Genomic DNA, 20,347 nt, shown 5'->3' with positions numbered 1-20,347 from the left:
TTTTGCAAAGAAGCCCTGCTTTTTGTTATATATTAGGGTAATTTTCTTTCCCGTCCAGCGATTGTATAATAGATGTAGCTCGATAATTATTCCAAAACCGCAAAAAATGTTTTTGATCCATTGACAATATACGTTTTGCCATAAGACGATGATTTTCTTTTTCTAAATAATCAACCGGGAACCGTTCCGGGTCTATATTTAATTGACGGAACTTAATCAGCATATCTTCTGTCAAAAGATCAATAAATATATCTTTATACAAAATTGTCAGGTCGAAGGATTGCAGATAAGCGTCTTTGTAAAACTCATACGTGTGCTCAGGGTCGTTAAGACGTGCATACAATTTCCCGCGCAGGTAATTAATATAGGTCATATTATTCTTCCCAAGCATTAGTAAAGCTTCTTCTGCGTTTTGTAACGCCTGATAAACGTCATCATAGTTTGTTTTTTTCAACAGATAGTAAATTGCTTTTGCATAATAAAAAAAACGTTTGAAGTAAATACCTTGTTCATTGTATTTGCCATGCTCTATATAATCAAACCCTTTTTCGAGTAATTGAGGAATTTCGTTTGGTTGTTGACGAATCAAAGCGATTTGGATCTGATGCTCAATGTAATGAAGAGTCATCAGTTCAATATTATATTTTTCTATTAAATTGCAACAGGATTCCCAGTAATCAAGAACTCGTTTTTTATATTTGATGTGACAGTAATAATAAGTCCCCTTATCATAGCAGTTTTCAGCTAGAAACTGGCGGTTTTTCAGGGTACGGGACATGTACAGCGACTGGTTGATGTAGTCCAGATGCTTTTTACAACTTACAGAATCTGGTAAATGTTTATAGGCCACTGACAAACGGTTGTAAATAAAGGCAATGACATTGCGAATTTCTTCCGTAGATTCGGATTTTTCCAGGATTTTGTAACGATCAAGATACTTTAAATACAAAGATATAACATCTTGATAATAGGTGAGTTGCTGGTTGATTTCGCCATAGAAAAATAGTAACTCCACGAAACTGTTATAGCAATACCTGTCTTCAAAGCTCCCTGCTTCTAATGTACAAAACAGTTTGCTGATCATATCATATGCGGCTTTGTTTCCCATGCGGAGTTTCAACTGTTTTGCAATAAAATATCCCAGACCATACCAATCATTTTTACATTGAAAATTTTCATAATTTTCCAGCATGGCATTCATACAATTCTTATAATAACTATAAAAGATCTTGTATGGAATTTCTATATGAATCCCCACTTGTATGATGGTTGTTAAATTTTCAGGTTTATAGTCTTTTGAATATAAAATGCACAGGTTGTATATAACAGGGTATAAATTTTTCAGATGTTTATAACCTGACTTTGTTAAATAATCATAGGCGATATTATCAAAATCCGGAATATATTCGCAGAAAAATTTCTCCATTAAGTCATGGACAAAGGTATATTTGTCTGTATTTACTGTTTTTTCCTGTTTTAAAAAATGGTATTTACATAAATCCTTTAGTAATGCAGTATTTAATCCCAGACTCTTCATGAAATCCTTTTCGCATTCTCCAAATGTATGTACTAATGAAAGCAATCTGACATAATCATCTTTATTTGAGTGTTGACTGATAAAGAATTTCCATCGTCTTTCAAGATTTCCTTCTACACTGTCCGGTAAATTTGCTAATTCATCTGCGAAAAGCACAGGGTTATTGATAACGCAACGTGACTCCGAGAAAGTAACGGATTTGAAATTACGGAGAACTTCAACAACACACTCAATATAAAAAGGAAGCAGGGATGCTTTATCGAAAACCTTTTGGAAAAGAGCATCATAATTCGCATTATGAATTCCCAGTAGTTGTTTGATGAATTCCAATGCGCTTCCAGGACTATGAAAGCCATCCAGAAACCATGGAGTCATTTTGCAAACACTAGTATGTTGAAGCTGTTGAAACAGGCCTTTAATTTTGGTGATATCCTCATTGTCAAAAGCATAATCTGTATTTATGCTAAAAGCTAAAAACAGCGAGTTCCCTCTTCCACAGTTTTTCCCATATATAATTAATTTTTCTAAAAAGTGCAAAAGGGGATACTCAAAATACTGAATGTTGTCGATGACAAGCGCATATTTCCCATGAATCATACGTTCAAATATTAATTCTCCATATTGATCCGTTATATCTATAGGGTCGATTAAATTATGATTCATTTTATATAACATTTCAAAAATACCCGAAAGTGAATCGGATGTGTCCTTGATAGTAAAGGATTCCATAATTAATTCTTCACTTACTTCAAATAAAATATAAATGATTTCCTTTAGAATGCTTTTGCCGGAATCATGTTCTACTCCGATAAAATTTAATACCCGATAATTATACTTAACCAAGAGTGAGAGCGTTTCTTCAAGAGTTCTTGTTTTTCCGGTACCGCTGCTTCCTATCAGGAGAATCCCCGACAATACATTAAGATCCAGCATTTCTTGTTCTAATACATAAAGGATATTTTGATAATAAGGATCGAGAAATTCAGCTCTATGTAATAATGCGCACTGAAAGTTCATCCCTCCCAATTTTTGGCTTTTGGTATAATCCTCTTGTACTACATTTACGATTAATTCCGGAAGCTGCAACTGAGTTTCGTGCGATAGAATTTTTAAATTAATGCTATGAAAAAATGTTTCGTTGGGGGCTGTTTTTGCTGAATAGCAATAATTAATGATATTGCTTCGTTTCATATATTCATCCAGCAATTCAAAGCACAGTAAATCTTTGCTGTCTGCGTTAATCCGCACAGTAAATACAGCACTTTTTCTGCTGTTGTTATTAATGCCGTATATATGGATTGAAATAATCTCGTTTGTTCTGAATTCCGGAAGGTTATTTGCAGAAAAAAAAGATTCTCCTTTTTTTAGATTCAAAAATGGATTTTTTAAATAATTATAAAGAATCAGAGGCGTTGTTTCTTGCTGGAAATCCACGTCCGAAAACCGGTATGACTTAAAAAAATGATCATATACCCGCTTATGTTCAAAAATTATCTGCTCAAGTGCAACATCGTCATAAAACCTTATTTTTTTACGGTTAATATTGGCATAATAGCAAAGTTTCTTTTTTACATTGGTTTTTATTTCTGATCGCGAAAAAAAATAAATCTCATCAGCATTACATAATTGTGCCATAACCAATGTCGGAGCAATTGCTTGAAGCGATATTTTATCACTATAGTTTTTACATTCTGCCCAGTACAATGTTTCATCATACTGAGCATAAAAATCTTTGCTTCCATCGTGCGTAACCGGTGTGTTCTGCCACGAAAATGATGGAAAAAGTTCCTCCAGCAGCATCGATACTAGATTTTCAAATAATACCCCTGAATAGATTTTCTTTTTTTGCTTATATTCTATAAATTCATTTTTAAAGGCTTCTGTCAAATACTTCATAACGCTCTCCGGTATCAAATGATACAGCTTCCCATTGTTTTGTTTGGTGATTATATTTACGAATTATTTTTGCCGGATTGCCCACGGCTACGCTGTATGCGGGAATATCTTTTGTTACGACAGAATTCGCACCAATCACAGCATGTTTTCCGATATGTACAGCTTTAATGACTCGCACGCCGATTCCCAGAAACGCTTCTTCATCTATAATGGTTTTACCGCATTTTAATCTTTGTTTTAATATACTCTCATGTTCCACTCCTCGGTATTCATGCTCTGCATCAGTTATAAAAACATGGGAAGATAATGTTACGTTTTTTTTGATATGCACGAGATTTGTAGCGAATATCTGACAATCCTGTTCGGCATGAACATTGTCCTCAATAATGATGCGAGGATGAAAGACCTGATCATTCATGCATTTTATCGCGTCCATACGAAGTCGCTCCCGAAAAGTCACATTTTCTCCAATTAATATACATTTTTTATTGTTTACCAACATTGGAAAATATATCAAAGAGCTTTTTTCGAACCTGCCATATTGACATCTATTGGGAAAATAAGTTAAAAGTCTGTATAGAAACATCTTTTTGGCTTTCGTATTTTTTTGGAAAAAGCTAATTATTTTTCTCATAACGCCACCCCATTAAATGATTTGTTTCCCTTTTATTATAGCATGATCGTTCTTTAAACCATAATAATAGATAAAGGATAACTGCTAATTATCCTTCATAATCTTCAACTATTCTCACATCATTCTAGCTTGTAAACTGAATTTGCCACTCGCTTCTCATTTGTAATCGGCGTTGTATAACACCTTTGTTCTATACCATAAAGAAGCTTTTTCAAATCTTCTTCGTTATTTATTTCAAATGATTTTCCATTATATTTTAGTCCTGGGAAATAGTCATTTGTGTATATAAACAACTCTTTTTTTTCAGTTTTATTTAATTTAACTAATGTATCCATCGCCAATGCAATTCTCTTTCTGTTGGCTTTTCCTACCCTGTTTACATTGTAATCATTCCCAAGCTTTATAAATTTCTTATCAAGAAACTTCTCAACTTCTTCTCCTGTAGCTTCTCGATATAACTTATCAATCCCTTTAAAAATCGGCGAAATTGTCTCCAACTTCTTAAAATATAGAATATCCCTCTCTCGCAGATAAATGGCATCAGGAATTTTATTGATAATAATACCTTGTCCTGTTTCTTCAATTTTAAAATCTCCTGAGCAATCAAGAAATTTTTGCTTTCGCATAATTCTACTTTCCATTGCTCTCTGAAAATAAAATTCATTTCCCGACTGATATGCACAAAGATATTGAATCTGATTTATATCCCCTTTCTTCATCTGTGCATATGTAGTAGAGTCAATAGGTGCTCCCAAAAATTGTAAACAAAAATCCTTTTTTGACAGGCTTTTCACGGCATACCATTCATCTTCCTCAAGTTTATAATCCACATCATATTCTACTGCATTTTCTATATCCTCTGGTCTTTCATATATAGTCTTTCCAGATAATATTTTTTCATATTTTTCTATTCGACCTTTCATTCTTGCGAATAAGTGATCCATGGTCTAACACCCCTTATCGATAAAAGTAAAATCGTTAATTCTTCGTAAATCCAAAAATTGTAATCCTTCCGTTTCCTGTATGCGCCTTTTAGAAATCACAAATATTTTCACCCCATTTTCTTTCGTAACACCATAAAACTTATAACCCAGCAGTAGAAAAATCGGATTAAAATACTGCGCCTGGGAACAAAAAACGAAAAGGAAAATCATCCCAAAAACACAAATTAATGTTATCCAATCTCCATCTGAAATGCTTGTTCCCACAAAGAAATATCCCAAATATACAGCCATATAAGACTCTTCCCCCACTTCTATAGTTTGCACATATTCAATCGAATCCAAACTCAAAAAATCCGAAATCTTTATACATACTATTGACAAAGTAATCGGAACAAGCAGATAAACAGCAATAGACCATTGTTCCTGTTCCCATATCCATATATGAGATTTTATGAGATATACCACCAATAATAAAAGGAGTGAATTAAATGTCAAAATAAATCTATAAAATATCCTCATCATAATCATTATTTCAAATTTTCTTAATAATTAAAAAACGGCAAACTTCCCCTCTTTAAATAGTACTGAAGAATTTTGCCGTCAATTTATTATATCACACTTAATATATTTGGACAATAAATTATATTCTTGAGTTTCCGCAGAATTATCCCTGCTGAAGTGAAAAGTTTATTTCCACTTTGAATAGGTAAAAGTAGATTTTAGTCTTTCACTCATTTCCACTTCCCCAAATGCGGCATTTAGTCTTACACTTTTCATGGTAGGCAGTCGCCGGAAAAGTTGGTGTCTATTATAAAAACTCAAAACTCTTTTTCTCATTTGACTTTAGACGAACCATATCATTCTCGCCGGCATTACGAACGACTCCACGAAAACGGCCATCGCCCAGACCATCGGCAAGGATAAGTCTACTGATTAGCAGGGCGGAGCCCCCTCTCTGCCCTGCCTATCTCTAAAACTGGCCGTTTAATATGGCCCTGATTGGCCGGGAAATGCGGCTGTTTGCTATATCTTCAAAAGCTCTTTCTCCAACATGGCTATACACTTTAAATTCAGCAAATAATTTCCAAAAGTCTTCTCTCCATCCTATATCCAGTTGATCATAAATTTCTTTACAGTTCGAGTCATCTATGGAATTCATAAATTTTCCAGTCACTTGCTTAATCTTCTTTTCATACTCTTTCAATTTTTCTTCTTCATAATTGAAAATACTATTATTAATCTTATCTTTTTCTTCTATAAAATGTCCAATATTATAATACTCTATAATGTCTTCCATAGAGTACTCCGTATCTGTATCTAGTCTTAATTGCTAAATTTTCCCATATAAAAGTATGTGGATTAATGACAATTGCTCCTTTTGTAGAAAATCCGGAAGAAAATCGACCATATTTTCAGCGTTTACGTAAATTATCTGTTGACATCGCGGCAAAAAAAGTTAATAATGTTACTATGAGTATTCTCTCGATGGGCATGACGAATGATTTTGAAGTGGCAGTCGAAGAGGGCGCCACGATGGTTCGTGTGGGAACTGGATTGTTTGGCGTGCGTGATTATGCTCAGATTTAGGAGAACGTAAGATAGGAGAATTTAAAATGGGAGTATTAGATAAGTTTCTTGACATTATGAAATTGAGCGACGAGGATGACGATTACGATAACGATGATTTTTTCGATGATGAATATGATGACGATTACGATGACAGACCGGCAAGGTTTAGTGCTGCCCTACATCTTTCTCTTAATTCCTCTACGCCATATATGTATTTAATATGTTGCATTCTTTCTCCTATCTGCTTATCCACTTTTGACAGCAACATCATTCATTTCCTTCATAAAACTTGAAATATCCAGTGGATCCCCCCTGGATACATTCTTTCAACGCTTTTTCACTGAAGCCCCATTACCCTATAGATGACTGCCTTGCCTCAATATACATGTTAATATCATCAACAATATACTGTCTGCCAGTAGTATGAAGTGCTTCGTAATAGTCCCGAATATAATCGATCACACGATACCGATTAAACAAATCAATGACATTTTTTCCATTCATTCCTTTTTCATTTTTATATTCTTCTATACAATATACGATAAAATTCATTTTTTCATCCATACTCAGACCTCCTCTGGATAAGTAATATGCCCGCTCTCTTTTTCTTCCAACCACATTTCATATAAAGTAGGAATACTTAAATGCCAAAGCTTTGTTTCCTCTCGTTCTAACTGACGATAAAGTTCAGAAGCATATAGCTGTGTCAAGGCTTCTTTTTCTGTAAGTGACTGTTTTTCCATTATCATCCGGAGCAGACGCGGCACAATAAGCTCCAGCATTCCTTTGATCCCCTTTTCACTCATTGCAATCCCTCCCTATCGGCAACTGCCCTATATATTTTAGCTCTTTTAAGGAATTCTCTGTTGTAAAAGTCATCTGATTATACAGCTTCTTAACTTTCAGTCTGGCAATCGTCTCATCCTTTGTTAAAATACCTTCCTCATAAGCGATAAACGTCCGATAAATTGTATCGTTAGCTACTGGTCCGAAAATAATATCATAATTTACCCCTTCATAACTTCCATTACGATTTGCAAATACGAAATCCAACCATTCCTCATTTGCTTCTGAAAAAAACAGGAGTTTATATTTGTTTTTCAGTTCTTCTAACTCTGCTGTTTCATACATGCTGACACAAGAAATACCTGTTTCCCTTCGAGCCGTTACTTTCTCTGCGAAATTTACTGCTTGATCTTTATTGAACGTTGTATAAAAACCATATCCAAAATCCAATGTCCGATTTTGGCGAACTAATCTTGGATGGTCTACTATCATATTACTTCCATGATATACAATCATATACAAACCTCCATCATTTTCTGTGCTGTAGCATATTCTTCAGACAAGGCTTTCAGCATGGACTGGATATGCCTACGCCGTTCAATCTGCTGCTGTACTTTTTCAACTTTATCGCTTTTTCTCCCAATATACTCTGAAATTGTCTTCTTCCCGCTGCGATACTGCAAATAATAATATTGATTTCCTTTAATCATTTTGGCGATTAACACACCTTTCGGCAAATCAGCCAGCTCTGTCTCGTATTTTTCTATCATATACTCAATCCGCCGTTGCTCTTGCGCAACCGCATTTTCCAATAAGCTCATATTATCACCTGATTATAGTATAACCAACATTCAAATCAAGGTCAATCTTTTTGTGTGGTAACTGTCTATATCGTAGATTACACTTCATTTTCTCTTATTATTCTGTTATAATTAGCCAAATTGGTAGTTAGATTTCCAATATATGTAACCCATAGGATATTTTAATCATCATATTTTCCTTTCCTAGACTGCTTCAGAATTCCATGTACAAAATCAACAAGTTTTTCTGGAATAGGTAAGCCAAGTTTTTTTGAATTATCTAAAATAATGATGCATTCTGCAAACAGCCACTTTCTGCGGACAGCAGGGCCGCATTTCCCGGACAGTCAGGGCCATATTAAACGGACAGCCTGGGTTATCAGCAGGGCAGAGGGTACTCCGCCCCACTGATCAGTATTGATCGGTGTTCCAGAAGAAAGCTATGCTTTCTCAATAAGTACAGTAAATCCTGTCGTTAGTCTGCGTCTGATCCCGTCAAGCTTACCGTAGCATTCCTTTTCGTCACTCAGCTGATTTCCCCACTCATCTGGAGAATACTGACAGCTGAAGAGTGTGGAGGTGCCAAGGTCATCCCGAAGTTTTATGAGATGATACAGAATCTTGATCCCTTCTTCTGAATACCTGCTTATGGCAAAATCATCAATGAACAGCAGCTGGATCCGTGCATAGTATCTGATCCTCTTACGATACTTGTTTAGGTCTTCCTGGCGGTTGAGGACGATCAGTTCGTCCAGCAGGTCACTATAGTCTACGAACTTACAACGGTAATTACGTCTGCATGCTTCCACACAACAGGCAGACAGGAAATAAGACTTGCCGGCACCGGTGACTCCATAGATCCCGACGTTCTGCCGGTTCTCAGCGAAATGAAATTTCAGGATCTGTTCAACGGTGGCATCATTGTAGATGCGTCCGTTGCCGGTTTTCAGATTCTCGGCCAAAGCACCTTTATTGATCAGGCTGCTGAGCCGCAGATTTGTTTCAAACCTGTTGTTGAGTGTTTCTATGTACTGAGGTTCCAGAACCTCACGGATAAACTGCAAAGCGGTATAGCTGCCGAATTCAGGGCTTTTAGACAGTTCTGCGAAACGCTGGGCGGCTACCGGCAGGGATAGTGTGTCCAACATCTCATAGATATCAGTAGTCTTATTCTTCATTGCCTGCCTCCGTTTCCTGACGCTTCAGCAGGTTCTTAAGGGAATACTTGCTGTCATCATCTTTGTAGGCGCCGGATACGGCTGTTGCAGCATCTTCGTTGGGACTGCTCTGTGGCATTGTACTTTGCAGCGGCTCTTTATGGTAAGTTGAGATTGTGTTACAGATATAGGAATAGTTGCATCTCCCAGCTAAAACGGCGTCTTTACAGCAGCGTTCCAGGGCTTCCGGCGAGTACTTCTCCGCATACCGCAGAATACCAAAGCAGCTTCGGAATGACTGCACCGGATAAGCGTATTTTCGAATGACTGCATCGATCAAAGCACGGGTGCTGGGTCCGATAGCAGATGCTTTCTGTTGAAAATAAGGCACCGTCCAATAGCCATAGTCTTTGTATCCGGCAGGCATATCCGAGGGGATGATCACCCAGTCTTTCGGTGTGTAGCTCCGCTTATGCGTCCGGATGAAGTCGCCGTGTTTGTTATAGACATAGATTTCTTTTTCCCCTGCCCGGATCTCAAGTTCCTGTCGCAGATATTTCCGGGGCATGCTATAATGGACTTTGTCGAAGGTGAAGGAGAAATCTTGTGCTACTTTAACAGTCTTTCGTTCAAGATATTCAAAACGGCTGGGCGGAAGAGGCAGGAGAGTCTCCTTCTCTTCTGTTGTAAAGAGATCATACCGGGAATAGGTGAGCCCCTCAAAAGGCTTCCGGTTCTCGGCATCCACCTTTTCCATCAGGACACGGTTTAAATCATCCAGCGAATAAAAGACCATGTCTTCCATATCCATGAGGATGTGCATGGTAATGATCTTTACGTGGCCTTCCACAACTGGTTTCCAGCGGGGGGATTTCACTTTGGCAGGGGTTAAAACCGTATTGTTATGTTCTGCCCATGCCTGGAAATCTTTATTCAAGACAGGGCTGATCCAGTCTTTGTTCCGGGCAACTGCTACTTTGCAATTATCCGGGGTGATTGTCGGCGTCACGCCGCCAAAATAGGACAGAGCATTATTGTTGACCCGGATCCAGTTCCGGATATCGCATTCGGTCATTCCCTCAGCGTAAAAATAATCACTGTAGGTGAGGGCAGCGATAAAGATCGTGACCTTTGTGGTCTCATCCGGGTTCTGGTGATTATGCAGATAGAGCTGCTTCCCCGCATAGTCCAGTTCAAGATTGACACCGGGATAACGCTGGATGTGGAAGGTCAGCTGTTTGGAATCAGCCCATTCGCTGTAACGCCTGCAGTACTGGCGATAGCTCATTGGCTTCTTTCCATCTACGACACCTATGGCATTGTATTTCTGCCACAGATGCTTCAGGGTCTCTCCTTTGCGGGCCAGAGCCTTGTAGACAGCTTCCTTGTTAAAATCCCGGTAGAGGAGCTGATCCGCCGATACACCAGGCTTTTTATAAAGCATGTTTCCGATGTATTCATTCGTGACATCTGCCGGTAAAGGGTATGAAAGCTCCGGATTCTCCCTGAAGCGTTTCAGGAACTCGTTGACAGTTGTTTTGCTGCAGTCGCCGCAGCTTTCGGCAATCTCACGGCAGCTAAGATGGTTCACAAAGTGAAGCCGTAGTACTTTTTTGTAATCCATAGTAGGACCTCCAGATATAATATTTCTCCATTTTAAGGAGATGCGCTTATTATATCTGAAGATCTATTGTCCGGTTAATGTGTCCCTACTTGTCCGCTAATTATGTCTCAGACTGTCCGCCGAATATGGCACAGGTGTCCGTTTAGGCTGGCAATCTGCACATTCATAGGATATATAAAACCATAATGCAATTGTCCGCAAAGATTCACCACTTTGAATCAAGAAAGTATCGATTGTATTTGCAATGCCTATTAATAAAAATATAGCACATTTATTTGCAATCCAACGGACAATAAACTTTATCGAAAACTGGTATAAAGAAAGAAACCATAAGGCGGACGCTAAACACTCAACAGCAACAAAAATTATCAGAGACAATAGTAAGTTATCTAAGCCACCTAAAAACCAAATAAGAATGCCAATAAATACACCACAATTACTAATATAGGACATATGTGTTCTCCTTTCATGTATAAAGTATTTTTGCTTTTACATTTCAAATTATATTTTAGGTCGGATAAGATGTCGTTTACTTGAAGTTGCAGAAAGTTGCAAGAAAGGAGCGATTGTATGTTAACGTTTGCAAAACTTGCAAATGAATTAATTTATGCCACCAAACTCACTAATGAAGATTTAGTTAACATTCTTTTAGCTTGTGTCTATGAACCATTAGATTTGAAAGATAAAAATGGCAATCCATATTATGCCGGAAAAGGTGAATGCAGTTATTTACTAAAAGGAAAAAGAGACGTAAAGCTTGAAATTCAGCGAGGTACTAGTAAAAAAGAAGTAATCGACCATGCAGAAGCGTATTTCGAACGCTTCCTTATTTCTAAAATTCTGCCTTCCCTTCTTGACGATTTTTTAGAAAATATGTAAGTAGGTAATCATCCGTACCTTGACAAAATAAGAAAATCCCCCAGCACCTATTGCGGGAGGATCGTTTCTTACTTTTTGAGTTTGCAGTAGCAATCGGACGGCAGGCTGTCCGACCATGGAAGCAGTTCCTGAAGAGTTGCCTTTTCCGGAAATGGCCCCAGGGCTTTCATCTTCTCCATCACATGAGTAAGATAATGGTATGGCTTCAGCCCGTTTAACATGGCCGTTTCTGTAATGCTGTATACGGTTGCACTGGCCTGTGCTCCCCGGATGCTCTTTGCAAACAGCCAGTTTTTTCTTCCTGTCGCGAAGTTCTTCAATGCACGTTCCGCAGCCAGGTTATCGATACTTAAATGACCATCGTCCAGGTATCTCTTCAGATATGTCGTACACGGTAAATCACTAGTACCGTGCTAGTTTTATCTATCCATGAGATAATAGCTCCAGAAAACTACAAGTTTTTTAAAGGAGTTGTCCCTATGGATAAGATCACACATCAGGTCCGTGCGGAGCACTGGGCCAAAATCATGAATGAATGCATAAACAGCGGAATGTCTAAAACTGCCTGGTGCAAAGCAAATGGGATTTCAGTGAAGCAGTTCTTCTACTGGCAGAGGATCCTGCGCAGGGAAGCTTTCGAGAATTCCCGGAATTCTGTGCGTGGTAAGGTGATTTTACAGCCACAGGGTAAGGAGTTTTTTACATGACGCGGTAAGAACTTTTTTACATCATGCGGTAAGGAGTTTTTTACATGAGTTGGTAAGAAGTTCTTTACACCGTCCGGTAAGAACTTTTTTACATCCTCTGCGGCGAGTTTTATCACAGGAGGAGTCAGCAGTTCATCCGATTTTGTATACTGTAAGCAGTACACAAGAGAGGAGACCTTTATGCTGACAAAAACAAAAATGCAGGAAATACAGGATTTAAAACTGCAAGGTTACACAAAAGCTGATATTATCAGATACTATGAAGCGCAGGGACGCAAGCCTCCCAGCCGGCCCACAATCAGCAAGTATTATGACATGGATGTGCTCCCGGATGATCCCGGCGCTAAGCTCGCAAAACCGAAAACCTTTGATGCGGAACCTTTCCGCAGTACGATTATCAGGATCCTTGAAACAAACAGCGGAAAAACGTTCTGTATGTCATCAGTTTACGATGTTCTGGAAGAAAAATTCATCGAAAACGGAGACTATGAGAAACTTCCCGGGAACCAACAGACGCTCCGGAACTACATCCATTATCTTGAGGATTCCGGACAGATCAACAGGGAGCCTGAGCACCGCCGTATCTATGATTATGTTTTTGACACCCCGCCCGGAGAACAGATGCTGATTGACTTCGGTGAGGAGACTCTCTCAAAAACAACGCATATCCATTTCATGTGCCTTTTGCTGCGTTATAGCCGTTTTTTATGCGTCTATGCACAGGATCACAAGTATAACTCGGAAGAGGCCTGTAAGGCGATCTACCGTAGTTTCTGCAGGCTTGGAGGGCGTCCTAAAGAACTGGTCATTGACCAGGACGCCGTGTTTGTCGCCAGTGAAACCTATGGTGAAGTCATCAAGACCAGGACCTTTGAAGATTTCTGTACTGAACAGGATATCCGGCTCTGGGTGTGTAATAAAGCGGATCCGGAAAGCAAGGGACCTATCGAAAACTCTGTCGGGTTCGTGAAGAAAAACTTCTTCAGTGCGCGGAAGGTCACCTGTATCGATGATGTATGGCGTTCCCTGCCCGGATGGCTGGAACGCAAGAACCAGCGGATCCACCGTTCTACCTTACGGGTCCCAAAAGCAGTCTACGACAGCATTGAAAGGTCAGCCATGCGGCCTCTTCTTCCATCCGTGTATGAAACATCTCCGAATACATTCCGCACTTATGAAATCGCGGCAATACCTTACGTCCTGTATAAATCATGCAGGTATTCGGTTCCACGTGATTATGCTTTCAAAACGGTACAGTTCAAAGTTGTCAGTGGGAAGATCCACATTTATGATGACCAGCTGAACTATATCTGTTCCCATAATCTCAGCGAGAGGAAGGGAAGTGTTAATCAGCTCCCGGAACACCGGAAACAGGACTCCGGAGACTGGATCGAGATCATGGAGCGTCTCCGTGGGAAATGGAACTGCTATGACTTCCAGCACTTCATCAATGGTGTGAAAAAGGAAAATCCACGGCATATCTCCAAACAGCTTCGGGCAATTGAACAGTTCCTTGATTCTGAGAATCCGGATAAATCCCTGGTAGCGCAGGTGATGAAGGAATGCTGCCAGAAATACCGGTATCAGTTCTCACAGTTTAAAGTTGTTTACAGTCTTGCAAAAGCCGGCCGGGAACTGACCACAGACGACTGCCGTGCCCAGGTTCCATCCGGCAGTGTCAGCTACACGGATCTTTCTGTTTATGCAAAAGCCTTTCAGGAACGCACAGAAAGGAAGGAGGCTGCTGCTCGATGAACCGTGAAATCTTAAAAAGTATGGATACCGGCCATATCCCTGTACAGCGGCTCACAGCGTTGCTCGAAACATTTACCTTAAAGCACGCGGCGCGCATGCTTCCGGATCTTCTGGAAACTGCGGATCTGCAGGACTCCTCCTGCAGGGAATTTCTTCTGGCCGTTCTTGAGACCGAAGTCAAAGGGCGGAATGAACGGCGTCGGAAGCGTAACTATTCCGCGGCGCATTTTCCACCAAATATCCGGCCGCTGGAAGAGTTTGATCCGGAAGAGCTGGAGTCAGGTATCACCCACGCACAGCTCTCCGTTTTGAAAGAACTGTCCTGGCTGGACAACTGCGGAAACCTTGTCTTTGCGGGGCCTCCGGGCCTCGGCAAGACCATGGTTGCCTGTGGCCTTGGTCTGCAGGCTGTCAACAGCGGCTATACTGTATGTTTTGAGAAGATGACCAGTCTGATCAAGATCCTTGATACCGCAGAGACAGAGCGTGCAGCCGGATTCCGGCTCAAAAATATCAAGAAAGCACAGCTTGTCATAATTGATGAGATCGGCTACACACCGATCAGCCGCGGACAGGCAAACAGATTTTTCACATTTATCAGTGATACCTATGAAACCAGTTCTATCATCTTTACCACCAACAAAGAGATCGTTGACTGGGCTGAGATGATGGGGGATCCGGTACTTACCACTGCAATGCTGGATCGGATCCTGCACCATGCCAAGTGTTACTCTTTCCGCGGGGAATCGTACCGGCTGAAGCACCCTGACCTTTACCCACAGGGAGAAACAGGGATGTAAAAAACTGCTTACCGGGTAAAGTAAAAAAGTGCTTACCTTACGATGTAAAAATCTGCTTACTAAGGGATGTAAAAAACTCCTTACCATACGGTGTAAAAAACATCTTACCTAACAATGTAAAAAAGTGGTTGACATTTGCATAATAGAGCACAATGGTTATAATAGGATGCAGCCGGTCCCCTTTATGCAGGCCGGAAAGAAATTCTTCAGCGGTCGCCTTAGCACCAGATTCCTTATGCTCCCCTGCAATTTCCTGACATTCTTTCAGGTAACTTAGCGCATCATAAATCATAACTCTCAGTGGCATCCCATAATGGATCTTCCGCTGATTCTCAATTCCCAGTATCACAAAGTCCGTGCCATGAGCTGCCTTTTTCACAAGATCTCTGGTTCTTGTCAAACTTTCTTCGTACTTTCCAAATTTTATGAAATTGGATACATCTGTATCCAGCTCTTTCAGCGTCTCCGGCTGGATCACCGTCTTACCGCCAAACACAACTGTGTTAAAGAGACTGGCAAAATGTCCGTTATCTCTCCAAAAGTTTTTAAATATAACATCTGGCTTGATTCCCGTGTTTCTCATATTCACTCCTCTTTCAATTCTGCTGCTGAAAATAAGTAACAATCTGTCATTACTGTATCTGATTGGCTATCACGAAAGAATCTGCTCCAGGCTATATCTCTATTCATCGTCAAGGGCAGACGACCTTCCCATATTCCATCTGCCCTTTTTATTAATTTACATAATTTTATTATAGAACAAAAAAGAGGGAAAGTAAAGACCTGATTTACGAAAATTAATATCTGCTCTTACTTCCCCTCTAAACTCCTTATTTTCAGTGTGACCTATACAGTCCAACCTCAGTTTTCCTTATATTACTGCCTTACTTTCAGAAATCCACTTCTGAACCATGCCAACGCTTTCTTTCACTACTGCTGCAATCTGCTCCACCGGCATGCCAAGATTGAACATAGATAGTAAAGTGTACCCTTTGTCAAGGACAAATTAAGAAGAAGGGATTTTTATTTTCTAACCAATAGATGGCTATATCACTATGTTTAATTACCTTCTTCTTCCATATCCGCAGAAGGTTTTCTCCCCTTGATCGGATATATTCCTGTTGTTATGTATTTATAGTATTCATTGGGTGAAAGCTTGGCTAATTCCCATTGATATCGATCCTTGTTATAATAATCCATCCAATCATCAATAATACCAAGAACCTCTCTGTATGTTGTACATTCTTTTATCCTATCTCCTATATGATCCTTCATTCGACCAAAGAAACTTTCCTGTGGTGCATTATCCCAACAATTTCCTCTTCTGGACATAGATTGCCTTAATCCTTTGTCTTTAATCAGTTGTATAAAACTGCAGCTTGTATAATGACAGCCTTGGTCGCTATGTATGATGGTTTCTGTTGTAAGAGATACTCCATGCTTTTCTATCATCAGATGAACTGTTTCCAGAACAAAGTCCACTTCTAACGATTCACTTAGCACATAGGATAAAATCTCTTTTGTAAATGCATCTATAATCGTTGATAAATAGCAGAATCGTCCTTCAAATGGAATATATGTAATGTCTGTAAGCAGGATCTTCCTAGGACCATACTTTTCAAACTCTCGCTTCACAAGATTATCTGCAACGTTATTTGTTTTTATTGCATTCGCCATCCTTCTGTATGGATTTGCTTTTCTAACATTACACATAAGACCATATTTCTTCATCAACCGCCTTATTTTCTTAACATTCATGATGATGGGCGGTTCCATATGCAGCAGTCTCATATAGATTCCCTGTGCCCCTTTATCATAACCTCTGAAGCTGTAAGCCTCTAATATTCTCTCGAAGTCAGCTCTGTCTTGTTCTTCCTTTTTGGCTCTTTTTTCTGCTGAATGTACCCAGTTGTAATAACCGGATCTGGATACTCCTGCTATTTCACAGAGCATTTTGACTGATAATCTATTATCCGCTTTATGAATTGTCTCATGGATGATTTCAAATTTATTTTCTGAAGTCTCCATGACTAATCTCTCTTCTTTGAATTGTCTGCGATAATAATTTTTTTTAGGAACTCCACCTCTTGCCTTAAATACAGAAGTTCATTCTGCATGCTTTCTATGGATTGCGGTGATGAGAGTTTCTCTTCGGAAGTCTAATTGATGCGTTCACCCACTTTTTTATCGAACAGATTACTTAAAGTTTCTCCATACCATTACGGGTAAGAGCTTTTAAATCATACTTTATTAAGTCCTCATTTAGCTGTCTACTCTTATCAGATGTGGTATTATAATCTCCTTTGTTAGGGTTCCCATAAAAAAGTATTGTTGCCAAATATCATTGCATCTATCAAGAGCTAAACCTCATTAAAAAAGAAGAACAAATTTATAACCTAACACTAATCAATATCCCCCCCCAAGTGGACCAGTAGGGTAATTAGATAATATGCCTTTTCTTAATATCTACCAACACTACTGTTGACAAAGCATATATACCATCCACTCATCACAGATTGAGAGTAATCGCTTACTTCTCACCATTGTAACTGAATATAACTTTGTATGGAACCATCGGCTAAAATAAAGTCTTTCATATCTCACACCATTTCCCACGTCAAAATCGTGTCTTCTTCAAGGTCTTTAACTACTTTTCTTCCAATAACAATTTCAGCATATGCTGGTGAAATCCCAGTCCCAGGCCTCTTAGGCATTAAATCTTTTTCCTTAATAATCTCTCCGGCTTTCATATTTCTAGTCAAAACAAGTGAACGTCTTGCCTCTCTTCTTGGTATAGTCTCGCAAGCAAATACTGTTTTCTCTGCACTACCAAGTACTGTGTCAATCCATTTGAAATTAGTAATTGCTTTTTTAAAATCTTCGGGGTCCCCAGCATGATAATGATCATTACCTGGAAGCGTTTTGTCAAGCGTAAAATGCTTTTCAATAACTTCTGCCCCAAGCAAATAAGCTGTTGCTAATGTCATCATAGTATCATCAGGCGCAACATGGTCAGAAAATCCAACTCTTACATCTGGAAAATCTTTTTTCAACGTCTCAATAACTCTTAGATTAGCATTTGCAGGATCAGTAGGATAAGAAAGGACACAATGGAACACAACAATATCTTTACACCCTACTTCCTTTAATGCTCTAACTGCTACATCAACTTCAGATAGATAAGCTGCTCCTACTGATATATATACAGCTTTCCCCTTTCTCCCAATATGCTTAATAAATGGGATATTGGAAAGATCAGAAGAAGAAATTTTATAGAAATCAACCATGTCTTCCAAATAGTCTGCAGATGTATAATCAAAAGGAGTAGATGTAAAATCCATACCTTTGGAATGTGTATATTCACATAATTCTCTATACTCTTTCTCTCCAAATTTATCATGCTTCAAAAATAGTTCATACTGTGTTTTTGTAGGTTCTTTAGTAGTATCCCAATAAGCAGGAGAATTCTTTGAAACAATTGTTCCCGCCTTATATGATTGAAATTTTGCGCAATCAATTCCTATTTCTGCTGCTTTATCAATATATAACTTTGCAGCATCAAGGGCAGAAATCCTCATCTCTCTAGCGGTATCATAAAAATTAACACCCATTTCAGCTATAACATATGGTTTATTCATAATATACCTCAACTTTCTTATAAACTATTAATAAGTCCCATTACTCTTTTACGACCACCTCTTAAATCGTGGCTTAAAAGTTTTTCATGAAATCTTGTTCTACTCTCTTTTGACATAGAAAGATACATCTTTAAATTACTTTCAATAATCTCGTCTGCTGGATTAAGTCCAATATATGTGAATCCGTTCTCATTACATACAAATCCATGTTTTTCTTCTCTCTGATTTTGCGCCATCGATATTGATGGAATACCAAGAATTGCCAGTTCATACCCCGTCCTTCCCCTTGATGTTATTCCGATATCACAACCACTCATAAGCTCTGGCATATTTGTAACATCAAAAAGGACGTCTATATTGTCATATTTATTATACTTCAATAATGCATCAACATTATTTTTTGCTCTTCCAAGAACAACCACAAAATGGAACTTTTTGTATTCTGGTTTTATTAGCATATTAAGAATTCGATCAGAGTAATTCTGGGGATCTGCTCCACCAAATGAAACGAAGACTTTTTCTACTTTATCTTTAATAGTAATCGGCTCATAGAACATAAATGTTTTGCCAGAAATATAGTACTTCTCACCTGCATAAACTTGTGAATACTCATTTTCATGGAATAAAGCATTGAATACAAGATCTGCTTTTATAATACCCTCTCCATCATCTTCAAAATTTACAATCTTAGCGTTAGGCAATACTGAACGCAATCCTATCATATAATCAATAGAGGTGGTAAGAATATCATTTATAAAAACTGTATATTTTTTTTCTTTGCATTTATCAAACAACTCTGCAATTCCATTGACCGCAATTAGATTGTGAGTTGTTTTTCCAAATACCTTAGAATCTGTTTGATTTATATCATAATAAATATCAGGTTTAACATAGAATTCATCCGCAATTTCAAGAGCTCTATAAATATGTCCAATCCCTCTTTTATTATTCCCATTTACATAAATAGCAACTTTCTGACGTTCTAATATTGCGGCTACACTCCTCAAATCCTCAAATGTATCAACATCTAGGGACTCATCCTGTGGAACTTCATACACGTCAACTTTATTACCAATTCGCGTATTCGGTGTAACAACAGTTGCCTTCGACACTACAAACGCACCGGTTTCCACATAACAAGACGGCAAGTACTGCCTATTTAATCTCTCTGTGTAATTAGGTATTTTTTTACCATCTTTTTCTCGCCACGACAAACGTGGTGCATTAATTGCAGAAATCACTGTATCCAAATCATTCTTAATTGTATATTTTATTGCCTCATCCAATGTCAAAACACTAAGTGTTGGTGAAGTAGGTTGCATTGTTACAATATAAGACCAGTCTTCTTCGGGAACGGCATCAAAAATAACTGAATCTAACGTAATTGAATCGCCACAAAGAAATGAATCTCTCCATCTCACTCTAGCCCCCATCTGTTCTGCAATAATTCTCACCTCTGGAGAATCTGTAGATACTATCACGTCCGTTATCATTTCAGAATTCAATGCATTTTTAATGGAATAGTAAATCAATGGATGGCCACCTATTATTCTGATATTTTTATTTGGAATTCCTTTTGATCCCGCTCTCGCTGGGATAACAGCTAATATTTTCATTTTCT

General features: G+C 38.6%; 20 protein-coding genes and 3 pseudogenes. 6 read left to right on the top strand and 17 right to left on the bottom strand.

Going from position 1 to position 20,347, the window contains the following annotated elements:
- Window positions 1-25 precede the first annotated feature (25 nt).
- The 5 genes from R2J37_RS07740 to R2J37_RS07720 form a co-directional block, all read right to left on the bottom strand.
- The gene (locus R2J37_RS07740) at window positions 26-3,433 is read right to left on the bottom strand and encodes a P-loop NTPase family protein (RefSeq protein WP_316264374.1); all 3,408 of its coding nucleotides are present in this window, start codon (window positions 3,431-3,433) and stop codon (window positions 26-28) included.
- Window positions 3,408-3,869 (bottom strand): acyltransferase, encoded by a 462-nt coding sequence (locus R2J37_RS07735; protein WP_316264373.1) that lies wholly within the window; start codon window positions 3,867-3,869, stop codon window positions 3,408-3,410. Before R2J37_RS07735 ends, R2J37_RS07740 begins: the two co-directional genes overlap by 26 nt.
- Window positions 3,870-4,186: 317 nt before the next feature.
- Window positions 4,187-5,011 carry a hypothetical protein gene (locus R2J37_RS07730; RefSeq protein ID WP_316264371.1) on the bottom strand — a complete coding sequence of 275 codons (825 nt, stop codon included), beginning with the start codon at window positions 5,009-5,011 and terminating at the stop codon, window positions 4,187-4,189.
- A 3-nt stretch (window positions 5,012-5,014) separates the two neighbouring features.
- Window positions 5,015-5,302, bottom strand: coding sequence for a KwaA family protein (locus R2J37_RS07725; protein ID WP_316264369.1), 288 nt, complete (start codon window positions 5,300-5,302; stop codon window positions 5,015-5,017).
- Window positions 5,303-5,981: 679 nt separating this feature from the next.
- Window positions 5,982-6,308 carry a hypothetical protein gene (locus R2J37_RS07720; RefSeq protein WP_316264368.1) on the bottom strand — a complete coding sequence of 109 codons (327 nt, stop codon included), beginning with the start codon at window positions 6,306-6,308 and terminating at the stop codon, window positions 5,982-5,984.
- Between the two features lie 29 nt (window positions 6,309-6,337).
- Between R2J37_RS07720 and R2J37_RS07715 the strand changes: the two are divergent.
- Both R2J37_RS07715 and R2J37_RS15200 read left to right on the top strand, forming a co-directional pair.
- Window positions 6,338-6,598: pseudogene (locus tag R2J37_RS07715) on the top strand (alanine racemase); the annotation flags it as partial.
- 26 nt (window positions 6,599-6,624) lie between these two features.
- Window positions 6,625-6,744, top strand: a pseudogene (locus R2J37_RS15200) (cell division protein SepF); the annotation flags it as partial.
- Between the two features lie 187 nt (window positions 6,745-6,931).
- On the opposite strand, the gene R2J37_RS07705 reads toward R2J37_RS15200, so the two are convergent.
- The 7 genes from R2J37_RS07705 to R2J37_RS07675 form a co-directional block, all read right to left on the bottom strand.
- Window positions 6,932-7,144, bottom strand: coding sequence for a DUF3791 domain-containing protein (locus R2J37_RS07705; RefSeq protein ID WP_316264366.1), 213 nt, complete (start codon window positions 7,142-7,144; stop codon window positions 6,932-6,934).
- A 2-nt stretch (window positions 7,145-7,146) separates the two neighbouring features.
- A complete protein-coding gene (locus tag R2J37_RS07700) occupies window positions 7,147-7,386 on the bottom strand; it encodes a hypothetical protein (RefSeq protein ID WP_316264365.1) in 240 nt (79 codons plus the stop codon).
- A complete protein-coding gene (locus R2J37_RS07695) occupies window positions 7,379-7,882 on the bottom strand; it encodes a DUF3990 domain-containing protein (RefSeq protein ID WP_316264363.1) in 504 nt (167 codons plus the stop codon). The genes R2J37_RS07700 and R2J37_RS07695 overlap by 8 nt, the downstream gene beginning before the upstream one ends.
- Window positions 7,879-8,178 (bottom strand): DUF6788 family protein, encoded by a 300-nt coding sequence (locus tag R2J37_RS07690; protein ID WP_316264361.1) that lies wholly within the window; start codon window positions 8,176-8,178, stop codon window positions 7,879-7,881. Before R2J37_RS07690 ends, R2J37_RS07695 begins: the two co-directional genes overlap by 4 nt.
- Window positions 8,179-8,606: 428 nt before the next feature.
- Window positions 8,607-9,344, bottom strand: a complete 738-nt coding sequence (locus tag R2J37_RS07685; RefSeq protein ID WP_087150789.1) for an ATP-binding protein — start codon at window positions 9,342-9,344, stop codon at window positions 8,607-8,609.
- Window positions 9,334-10,947, bottom strand: coding sequence for an IS21 family transposase (istA, locus tag R2J37_RS07680; RefSeq protein WP_316264359.1), 1,614 nt, complete (start codon window positions 10,945-10,947; stop codon window positions 9,334-9,336). The genes R2J37_RS07685 and istA overlap by 11 nt, the downstream gene beginning before the upstream one ends.
- Window positions 10,948-11,043: 96 nt before the next feature.
- Window positions 11,044-11,400 carry a phage holin family protein gene (locus R2J37_RS07675; RefSeq protein ID WP_316264357.1) on the bottom strand — a complete coding sequence of 119 codons (357 nt, stop codon included), beginning with the start codon at window positions 11,398-11,400 and terminating at the stop codon, window positions 11,044-11,046.
- A gap of 117 nt (window positions 11,401-11,517) precedes the next feature.
- On the opposite strand from R2J37_RS07675, the gene R2J37_RS07670 reads away from it, so the two are divergent.
- Window positions 11,518-11,826, top strand: a complete 309-nt coding sequence (locus R2J37_RS07670) for a hypothetical protein (protein ID WP_316264356.1) — start codon at window positions 11,518-11,520, stop codon at window positions 11,824-11,826.
- 68 nt (window positions 11,827-11,894) lie between these two features.
- Here R2J37_RS07670 and R2J37_RS07665 read toward each other — a convergent pair.
- Window positions 11,895-12,212: pseudogene (locus tag R2J37_RS07665) on the bottom strand (IS66 family transposase); the annotation flags it as partial.
- A 93-nt stretch (window positions 12,213-12,305) separates the two neighbouring features.
- On the opposite strand from R2J37_RS07665, the gene tnpA reads away from it, so the two are divergent.
- The 3 genes from tnpA (at window position 12,306) to istB (ending at window position 15,088) form a co-directional block, all read left to right on the top strand.
- On the top strand, window positions 12,306-12,533 hold the full coding sequence (gene tnpA, locus R2J37_RS07660; protein WP_331490042.1) for an IS66 family insertion sequence element accessory protein TnpA: 228 nt from the start codon (window positions 12,306-12,308) through the stop codon (window positions 12,531-12,533).
- A gap of 180 nt (window positions 12,534-12,713) precedes the next feature.
- Complete coding sequence (locus R2J37_RS07655; RefSeq protein ID WP_316264354.1) at window positions 12,714-14,288, top strand: Mu transposase domain-containing protein; 1,575 nt, start codon at window positions 12,714-12,716, stop codon at window positions 14,286-14,288.
- Window positions 14,285-15,088, top strand: coding sequence for an IS21-like element helper ATPase IstB (istB, locus tag R2J37_RS07650; protein WP_316264353.1), 804 nt, complete (start codon window positions 14,285-14,287; stop codon window positions 15,086-15,088). The genes R2J37_RS07655 and istB overlap by 4 nt, the downstream gene beginning before the upstream one ends.
- A 37-nt stretch (window positions 15,089-15,125) precedes the next feature.
- Here istB and R2J37_RS07645 read toward each other — a convergent pair whose 3' ends face one another.
- The 4 genes from R2J37_RS07645 to R2J37_RS07630 all read right to left on the bottom strand — a co-directional run bounded on the left by R2J37_RS07645 (window position 15,126) and on the right by R2J37_RS07630 (window position 20,342).
- Window positions 15,126-15,671: a hypothetical protein gene (locus R2J37_RS07645; protein ID WP_316264351.1), complete on the bottom strand. Its 546-nt coding sequence runs from the start codon at window positions 15,669-15,671 to the stop codon at window positions 15,126-15,128.
- Window positions 15,672-16,147: 476 nt separating this feature from the next.
- Window positions 16,148-17,116: an IS3 family transposase gene (locus R2J37_RS07640; protein ID WP_316264350.1), complete on the bottom strand. Its 969-nt coding sequence runs from the start codon at window positions 17,114-17,116 to the stop codon at window positions 16,148-16,150.
- A 572-nt stretch (window positions 17,117-17,688) separates the two neighbouring features.
- A complete protein-coding gene (locus R2J37_RS07635; RefSeq protein ID WP_316264348.1) occupies window positions 17,689-18,726 on the bottom strand; it encodes an N-acetylneuraminate synthase family protein in 1,038 nt (345 codons plus the stop codon).
- A gap of 17 nt (window positions 18,727-18,743) precedes the next feature.
- Window positions 18,744-20,342: a cytidylyltransferase domain-containing protein gene (locus R2J37_RS07630; RefSeq protein ID WP_316264347.1), complete on the bottom strand. Its 1,599-nt coding sequence runs from the start codon at window positions 20,340-20,342 to the stop codon at window positions 18,744-18,746.
- Between the last annotated feature and the right edge of the window lie 5 nt (window positions 20,343-20,347).

Source organism: Claveliimonas bilis, from assembly GCF_030296775.1.
Classification (GTDB): Bacteria; Bacillota; Clostridia; order Lachnospirales; family Lachnospiraceae; genus Claveliimonas; species Claveliimonas bilis.
The sequence above is the reverse complement of the archived record's forward strand: the minus strand, read 5'-3'. Positions and strand labels throughout refer to the sequence as shown.